Annotated in this window: 4 protein-coding genes; 3 read left to right on the forward strand and 1 reads right to left on the reverse strand. The window is 34.7% G+C overall.

Annotated features, from left to right (window positions below; all coding sequences use genetic code 11):
• Window positions 1-114 precede the first annotated feature (114 nt).
• From P2W72_RS04995 to P2W72_RS05005, 3 genes are all read left to right on the forward strand, one after another.
• On the forward strand, window positions 115-3,387 hold the full coding sequence (locus P2W72_RS04995) for a helicase-related protein (RefSeq protein WP_276359808.1): 3,273 nt from the start codon (window positions 115-117) through the stop codon (window positions 3,385-3,387).
• On the forward strand, window positions 3,387-6,923 hold the full coding sequence (locus tag P2W72_RS05000) for an N-6 DNA methylase (RefSeq protein WP_276359809.1): 3,537 nt from the start codon (window positions 3,387-3,389) through the stop codon (window positions 6,921-6,923). Before P2W72_RS04995 ends, P2W72_RS05000 begins: the two co-directional genes overlap by 1 nt.
• Window positions 6,924-7,026: 103 nt before the next feature.
• Complete coding sequence (locus P2W72_RS05005; RefSeq protein ID WP_276359810.1) at window positions 7,027-7,806, forward strand: hypothetical protein; 780 nt, start codon at window positions 7,027-7,029, stop codon at window positions 7,804-7,806.
• A 501-nt stretch (window positions 7,807-8,307) separates the two neighbouring features.
• On the opposite strand, the gene P2W72_RS05010 is transcribed toward P2W72_RS05005, so the two are convergent.
• Complete coding sequence (locus P2W72_RS05010) at window positions 8,308-9,201, reverse strand: hypothetical protein (RefSeq protein WP_276359811.1); 894 nt, start codon at window positions 9,199-9,201, stop codon at window positions 8,308-8,310.
• Between the last annotated feature and the right edge of the window lie 42 nt (window positions 9,202-9,243).

Genomic DNA, 9,243 nt, shown 5'->3' on the forward strand with positions numbered 1-9,243 from the left:
CCTGCTCTAGGGTTTCAGCTATTGAAGTTATCCTTTGCTTAATACATCAAAGTTAATTTTTGCCTATGCAACAAGAATAATCTGTATTTTGACGACTTAAGAATTTAAACATATATGTCAACAAAGTTTTTTACTAATAGTGAAGAGAATACTTTAATCAAGAAGTTTGAGGGGGTTTTTACCTATAATCCCAACATACAGTACTTTGACGCATTAGTAGGTTATTTTAGGGCATCAGGCTATTTCCGCATCAGACCGTTTTTGGACAAAGTGCCACACATCAGAATTTTGGTAGGCATCAACATTGACAAAATGCTTGCAGATGCTCAAAAAGAAGGACTTGAATTTTTCAAAAATCACGAAAAGACCAAAGAAGATTTTATCAAGAAAATTCAGGAAGACATTGAAAAAGCCAATTACGACAAAGACACCGAAAAAGGAATTTTGCAATTCATTGACGACTTGATTGAAAAGAAAATTCAAATCAAAGCCCATCCCGAAAAGAAGATTCACGCTAAAGTTTACATTTTACGACCAGAGCCTTTTAACCAACATACTCCTGCAACTGCAATTACAGGTTCATCAAACTTGACAGATGCTGGACTTGGTGGCGGTAATTTTTACAATTACGAATTCAATGTTCAACTAACGGAATATCCTGATGTAAAATTTGCGACAGATGAATTTGAAAAATTGTGGGCTGAATCAGTGGACATATTGCCAGTGGATATTCAGAACATCAAAAAGGAAACTTATCTGAATGAAGAAATAACACCTTTTGAACTTTATATCAAACTCCTTATTGAATACTTTGGCAAAAACATTGACTATGACCCTGATTCAATGGGCGACTTGCCTCAAAACTTCAAAAAACTATCTTACCAAGTTGATGCAGTAAACGAAGGTTTCAATATGCTTTTAAAGCACAACGGCTTTTTATTGGCTGATGTGGTGGGTTTAGGTAAAACCGTAATTGCTGCAATGGTGGCGAAAAAGTTTTTAATACAAAACGGTAGAGACAACACCAAAATATTAATCGTTTATCCGCCAGCAGTTGAGAAAAACTGGAAAAACACGTTCAAAGATTTTCAACTCGACAAATACACCAAGTTTATTACCAACGGAAGCCTTGAAAAGATTTTAGAAGGGCATCAAGATTATTGGAATAAAGAAGATTACGATTTAATCATTGTGGACGAAGCCCACAAATTCCGCAATTACCTGACAGGTGCATTTCAAAACTTGCAATTGATATGCAAAAGCCCGAGAGCCAACAAAGGATTGATTGACGGCTTACAGAAAAAAGTAATTTTAGTTTCGGCTACTCCTTTGAACAATAGACCTGACGACATTTTTTATCAAATTCAAATGTTTCAGGATGCAAGACAATCAACTTTGCCAATAACAAACCTAACTTCATTCTTTGCTCCATTGATGGAGCAATACAAAACGCTAAAGCGTTTTGACGAATTGGATGTAAACAAGCTAAGAACCATTTACGGTAAAATTCGCAAGAATGTAATTGAACCCATTACCATTCGCAGAACACGAACTGACCTTGAAAATATTCCTGAGTACAAAATAGACTTAGACGAACAAGGCATTAAGTTTCCAAAAGTTGACCCACCTAAAAAAGTGGAATACTTGATGGATGAAAGGTTGAATGAACTTTTTCACAAAACAGTTTTCTACCTCACAGACGAAGACAAACTAAAATACAGCCGTTACCAAGCCATTGCCGGACTGAAACAGGAAATACAAGACAAGTATTATGAGAATGCGGAAACGGTTTCTAAATCATTGGCATTTATAATGAAAACCCAATTGATAAAACGATTGGAAAGTAGTTTCTATGCTTTCAAAAAATCTTTGGGCAATTTTCAAACAGCGACCGACCGAATGATTGAAATGTTTGAAAATGACAAAGTTTTTATTGCTCCCGACACCAATGTAAACAAGCTATTGGACAAAGGTTGGAGTGAAGAAGATATTGAAAAAGAAATTGAACGATTAAGCGAAGAAAATCCAAAGAACCAAACATTTAAAAGTTCAGATTTCAAAGACGGATTTATTGAAAGTTTAAAAAAGGATTCTAAACTCATTAATGAATTAGTAAAAGGTTGGAACGCCATTGAGAACGACCCGAAAATGGATGTTTTCATTGCACAACTGACTAAGCAGTTTCTAAACAAGAAAACCAATGTAGAAGGTAAACTGGTAATCTTCTCCGAATCCAAAGATACGGTTGATTATTTGGCAAAAGCTCTGGAAGATGCAGGGAGAAAAGATGTGTTGGTTATTTCGGCTGCCAACCGAAAGCAAATGTATGATACCATTGTAACCAACTTTGATGCGAACTGGGCTGCCGACAAACAAGTGAATGAATACAACATCATCATCACCACCGAAGTATTGGCAGAAGGTGTGAACTTGCACCGTTCCAATGTAATTATTCACTACGACACGCCTTGGAACTCTACCAAACTAATGCAAAGAATAGGGCGTGTAAATCGTATCGGAACAAAAGCAAGTGCCATTTACAACTATGTGTTTTATCCTTCGGCACAAGGCGACTCACAAATACGATTGAATAAAACTGCCTTTATGAAAATTCAAGCTTTCCACACAGCATTTGGCGAAGACAATCAGGTATTTTCAACCGAAGAAATTTTGGATGAAGTAAAACTCTTTAGCGGAACTTACAAGGAAGAAGAAGATGAACGATTGAAGTTTTTATACTTTTTACGCCATTTCAAAAAAGCAAACCGTGCTTGGTTTGATAAGATTAAAAAAATGCCTTTAAAATCAAGAGCAGGACGAAGTGCAACCGACATTAAGAAACCCGAACTACAAAACGGAACAGCAGCATTTTTAAAGACCGACAAAAAATTTGAATTCTATTGGGTGGACAGCAATAACCAACCTAAAGAAATTACACCTATTGAAGCATTCAAAATATTTGAAGCCGACCAAAAAGAAAAAAATGCTCCGTTAATTGAAACGCATCACGAACACGTAAATAAAGCATTGGAACATTTTGAAACGCTGGAACATAAAATTGTGCAATCGCAAACCGACCCCGAAGCATTGGGCGGTGTGGCACAAAGAGCGAAAAAGTTTTTGTCCGACTTGGTGAAATATCCGCAAGTAACCGAGAAACAAAAAGAGAACATTCAAAAAATTGTTGTGCTGATTGATATTGGTAAATACACCAACCTGCCAACCGACATTGACCGTTTGCAAAAGAAGAAAGCAAACCTGAATATTGCCTTAACCGAAATAGATAAAATTGCAGCACAATATAATGTTGATTTGAGTGATGCTCAAAAAGGCAAAAAAGGTAAAGTAGAAAAACCTGTATTAATCATTTCAGAATCATTTGAATAATGACATACGAACAAATTCATAAACTGTTTAAACAACGCTACAACCAAAACAATTGGAAACAATTTTTGGGCGAAGCATTTGCCAAATCTCGTTTGTTGGCAACGCCTGAAATACTCACAGGTATTGATACCAATGTAGCTTCGCAGGTGCAAAAGTTGGGTTACATTACACTTAACGAAAACGGCATTGAACGTCAAATTGCTGTGTATGATGTTACCTTGGCACAAGGCATTATTTTGGAACGCAACCGTGTTGGTTTACGAAACTTGCTTCGCAAATACTGGAAAGACATTGATGCAGCTTTTATAGCTTACCACAGACCCGAAACTCCAAAATGGCGTTTTACTTATGTTTCGGAATTAACAGGTTATGATGCTGACGGAGAATTTGTAAAAATTAAAACTGAACCCAAACGCTACACCTATGTATTGGGCGAAGGCGAAAGCACAAGAACAGCAGCAGAACGATTTACAGCAATTGCCAACAAAGGCAGCAAAGCCACTTTAGATGATGTAAAAGAAGCCTTTTCGGTAGAAAAACTATCTAAAGCATTTTTTGACGAATACAAAAAGCACTACGATATATTTTGCGACTTTATGGTTTCAAAGCCAAACATTCGTCAAACCATTTTCAATGGTGACGAAAAAGGAATTCGTGATTTCAACAAAAAACTATTGGGGCGAATTGTATTTCTGTATTTCATTCAGAAAAAGGGTTGGTTAGGTGTGCCTGCAAAAAGCGATTGGGGCAAAGGCGATTTTGATTTTTTAACCAACCTCTTTAAAAACACCAAAAATACCGACCTGTTTTATTCTGAAATGTTATCCAAACTGTTTTTTGATACACTCAACACCAAACGCAAAGACGATTTAATAGAATTGGTAAAAGGCGAACCTTGCCGTATTCCGTATTTAAACGGTGGCTTGTTTGAAGAAGACGACAAGAAACACCGTAACCTTATTTTTCCAGCCAATTTGTTTAAAAGCCTGTTTGATTTCTTTAATCAATACAACTTTACCATTTATGAAGACGACCCCAACGACCACACCGTAGCGGTTGACCCTGAAATGTTGGGGCATATTTTTGAAAACTTACTGGAAGACAACAAAGACAAAGGTGCATACTACACGCCAAAGGAAATTGTGCATTATATGTGCCAGGAGAGTTTGATTGAATACCTCACGACCTGGTTTGAGAACAAAGGCTACGAGGTAGTTGGCTACATTGGTTTTGACAAACCTGACCAACCCAAACTGTTTTCGGCAAATGAAGGCAGAAAAGGACAATTGGTTATGGAAACCGACAATAAAACAGCAGACAAACAGATAGACCGCATTCTTATTGAAAAACTACTGAAAAAGAAATTGGACGATGACGATAAAAAACTCATCAAAAAACATTCAGTCGAATTTCATAATGCTTTAGACAATGTAAAAATTTGCGACCCTGCTATTGGTTCAGGCGCTTTCCCTATGGGTTTGCTGCACGAAATTTTTACTGCCAAACAAACTCTACACACTTTTGTTCACGGAAATACAAAAAACTTTCCTGCTTCGGCAGTAAAACTTAATATCATTCAAAATAGCATTTATGGTGTGGACATTGAAAAAGGTGCTGTGGATATTGCCCGACTACGTTTTTGGTTGAGCTTGATTGTGGACGAGGAAACCCCCAAAGCCCTACCAAACCTAGATTATAAAATTGTGGTAGGGAATAGCTTGGTAAGCAAATTAGGCGATGATATTATTGATATTGACTGGACACTAGAAGGAGGACAAGGGTTTCAAGTTAACATATTCGGCTCGGCAGACCTTCAAGCTAATAAAGCCAAACTATTAAAAAAGATTAGTCAAGAGCAAAAGGAATTCTTTAATCCTGATAGCGATAAGAAAAAACTGGCTGCGGACATCAGAAAATTAAAAATTGACCTACTCATTAACCAATTGGAGTTGATGGTATCCACCAAGGGACTTGAAAGCAAACCAACGGGAACGGGCAAACAGCTTACCCAACGTACAGAACTTCATGTACAAACATTACGTTGGAAGGATAGTATCAAGCAACTGAAAAAATTAAAGGATAAACAAGACCAAGTTTTGAACTATTTTGACTGGAAATTAGATTTTCCGGAAGTTTTAAATGAGCAAATAAATGCTAATGCTGGATTTGATATTGTCATTGCAAATCCTCCATATATTAAAGAATATACAAATAGAGATGCATTTGAAGGATTCAGACAATCACCGTATTACCAAGGAAAGATGGATATTTGGTATGGCTTCGCTTGTAAGATGCTTGACCTATTAAAGCCTAAAGGTATAGAGTGCTTTATTGCTCAAAATAACTGGATAACAAGCGCTGGAGCTGCAATCTTTAGGAACAAAGTATTAACTGAAAGTGAGATTAAAGTGTTTACTGATTTTGGAAACTATAAGGTTTTTGAAACGGCAGGAATTCAAACAATGATTTATGTGCTTCAAAAGACAACACCGAATAATGAATATGATTTAAAGTATTCTGTGCTTCAAAATGATAATATCAGTAAAGCAGAACTAATAGAATTTTTAATTTTCGCAGAAAGTGATTCAAATTCAGAGAAGTTTTTATTTAGCCTGAACCCGTCTGCAATAAAAGACAAGCCCTTTACTTTTAACAACAATACTGCCTCAGATATTTTGGACAGAATAAAAGTAATGGGAAATATTTACTTAACTGAAAAAGAAGTAGCAAATGGGATTCACCCGCATTATGACTTTGTAAGCAAAAAAATCGCCGAAGAGTCAAATGGAAAATTCAAAAAGGGAGAAGGTATTTTTGGACTTTCTACTTTTAAAAAGCGGAGTTTAGGATTGTCAAGAGAAGAATTAAAACTTGTTAAGCCTTACTATACGACCGAAGAATTAGGCAGGTATTACGCTAATCCAAAGAACAAACTTTGGATAATTTATACCGGCTCTGAATTTAAGAACTCAAAGGCTATTCTACCCTTTCCTAATTTAAAAAAACATTTAGACAGATTTAAGAATGTAATTACTTCTGATAATAGACCTTATGGTCTTCATAGAGCTAGAGAAGAGCGTTTTTTCATTGGTGAATCAATTGTAGCACAAAGAAAATGTCCTAATAGACCCTCATTTACTTACACAGATTTCAATTGTTATGTTTCTGCAACCTTCTATGTAATCCAAACTGGGAGATTGAATATGAAGTATTTGACTGCCTTATTGAATTCTAAATTAATAGCATATTGGTTAAGAAACAAAGGGAAGATGCAAGGGAATAATTATCAGATTGATAAAGAACCATTACTTGCAATTCCACTTATTAAACCGACTGATAAATTTTCAAAATCAATTGAAAAAATTGTAGTTAAAATACTTGACAAAAAATCAGAAGAAAAAGACACCATCTCATTAGAGCAGGAAATCGACATTTTGTTTTACAAACTTTATGAACTCACTTATGACGAAGTAAAAGTAATAGACGCAGAATTTAGTTTAAGCAAAAAAGAATATGAAGCCATAAAATCGGAGTAAAGTTTATGCGGATTCACTGTTTCTTATTATTTTCTGGGTTGTCAGTAATAGCGAATGTTGCTAAGTATTCAAAGATTGGAATTGAGAAGATTGTAATGTACCAATGAACATATCAAAACAATTAATTAATGGATTTATAAAATCAGAACTAGAACTCTTCAAAGAACAGTTTGATGAAAGGCCGATTCCCGAAGTTCAAGACAATAGAGGTTTAGCAATAGCTTGGCTATGTTACTTTTTTAGGGATAGCATTACAAATGAAAACTCAACCGCAATTATTCAATTCGTTGATGATATTTATTCGCGAGACAACTACAACACACATGGGTGGATTAGGATTTCAGCACTTCAGGCGGCAGCCTTTATTTTAACTTCAGATATTCATTATGCCAATAGCTTAATCCGGCATATTGCTTGTGGACAAAGTTGGGCAAGAGGCTTTATTATTGAAAGTGTAAGCGTGATTTGTCCATTACTATCATTCGATAATCAATATTTAAAAGAAGGTACAGAGATAAATATTAAACATTCTCACGGATACTATGAAGAAAATACAATACTTTTTTTGTCAACTCAGGGAACAGTTGAAGAAAAGAAAAATTGGCTTGAACATCAGATTTCAATAGATGAAATGGGTTACCATAAAGAGTTTCTAAATGGGCTGAAAAAAGCAGGTAAATTATGTAAATCAGGAATTTTTGTTAGAAGATTTAATAAGGTTAAATCTTATTTAATTTTTAAATTAATCAGCCACCCGGTATTTGCAGAAATTCAAGGGAAACTATTTGGTGAGGCTGGATTTGAATTTAATGAACTAATTGAAATGGAACAGAAGCACCCTTTGAATGATTATTATATAGATTTGAGTTTTTTAGAAAAATAAAGAATAGCACTCAATTCATTAAACTTACAGAATTATTTTACCTTTCTTATTTTTTAAATTTCATCTAAAGTTAAGTATAGTGTCCATGTACCTAAACGGTACAGTCCATTTACCGTGAAATCCCCATTGGTGCTAAATTTTATGGCTGTACTATCAGTAATTTTATTAAGATAGAAATATTCCAAAAACTTAATAAAGTCTGATTCCTTTGAAGGAACAACGTATATTTTCATTGTTACCTTGTTGAACGTAATATTTAGGCCTATATCTTCCTTTACTTTAAGAGCTTCTTTGTAGGTCATATATTTTTACCCCAATATAATAATATTTTAAACTCTTAGGGTGACAATTAGAAATCGTAAAAATCTGGCAATGGCTTAATAATAACCTAGGGGGTAACATTTTTACACTATAATTAAGTTGTAAAATCGTTACCCCCTAATTGTCAAATTAAAAATAGGAAATTTTCAAAGTCGGTATAATCGTTGCCACTTTTACGATTTACACTAATAGCTTTTCTCTCATTTCAATAAGTAAGCTAGTTACTATTGATTTTATATCCGTGGATGCGTGTTTGTATAAAATCTGATTAAATTGTTTAAGTTTTTTTGCCCTTTTTGCCCGGTTCCAACTGCCCCAGTTTGAATCATTTGAGCACTCAAGATAAATTCTCTCTTGTGCCCTTGATAACGTGTTAAGTGGCAACTTTTCAGCAATTAGTACGCTACTATATATCTCCAATAGTTTTTTGCTTAAATCCGCTATTTTTTGCTTGTCCTTTAAATCAGATAAATATTTAATTCCAATGTTTTCAATTATCTGCATTCTGAAGGTTTTAAATTCATGTCGGACAATTGATTCAAGGCGGTTATATTGTTTTCCTTTGTCGTAAATTTTTAATCCGTAATGTGATTTTTTAAAATGATAACCTTTTTCAAAACCTTTTAGGTCGTCTTTTACAATTGAATGCTTTCGCGAAGGACTAGTACCTTTTAGTGTTATAACAGTGTCAAGGTAATCTCTGACTGGAAAAGGAAGGATAAAATTAATGCCGCATTCAATATTTTGAACTTCTCCCTCTAGTATAGTAGATGTGAATTTTTCAGATAAATCTTGAAGTGTTAAGCAAAGATCATTAAATGAATAGTCATTAAAGTTTTGCTTGCCTTGATTCCAATATCTATGTAGGCTGCCTTCAATTATAATGCGACCATTGTCATAAATTGTAAAGAAAAGGCCATTATAGGTATAAATCTCCATTAAGCCTATAAATCTTGTAGTCACACTTTTTAAATGTATTAAGAGCGGATGTTTACGCAAATATGCTGCAAAAGCAATTGAGTAATAATTTAACCTAGTGTAGTCAACTGAATAATCTGCACTAAAGTGAGCCACCTATTCTGGACTAAACTGAGCCAGTGAATCTGGTCAAACTGA

The organism is Daejeonella sp. H1SJ63, assembly GCF_029360775.1.
Taxonomy (GTDB): Bacteria; Bacteroidota; Bacteroidia; order Sphingobacteriales; family Sphingobacteriaceae; genus Daejeonella.

Coding starts and splice junctions, on each gene's coding strand:
- P2W72_RS04995 (WP_276359808.1), top strand. CDS start 115: ATGTCAACAAAGTTTTTTACTAATAGTGAAGAGAATACTTTAATCAAG.
- P2W72_RS05000 (WP_276359809.1), top strand. CDS start 3,387: ATGACATACGAACAAATTCATAAACTGTTTAAACAACGCTACAACCAA.
- P2W72_RS05005 (WP_276359810.1), top strand. CDS start 7,027: ATGAACATATCAAAACAATTAATTAATGGATTTATAAAATCAGAACTA.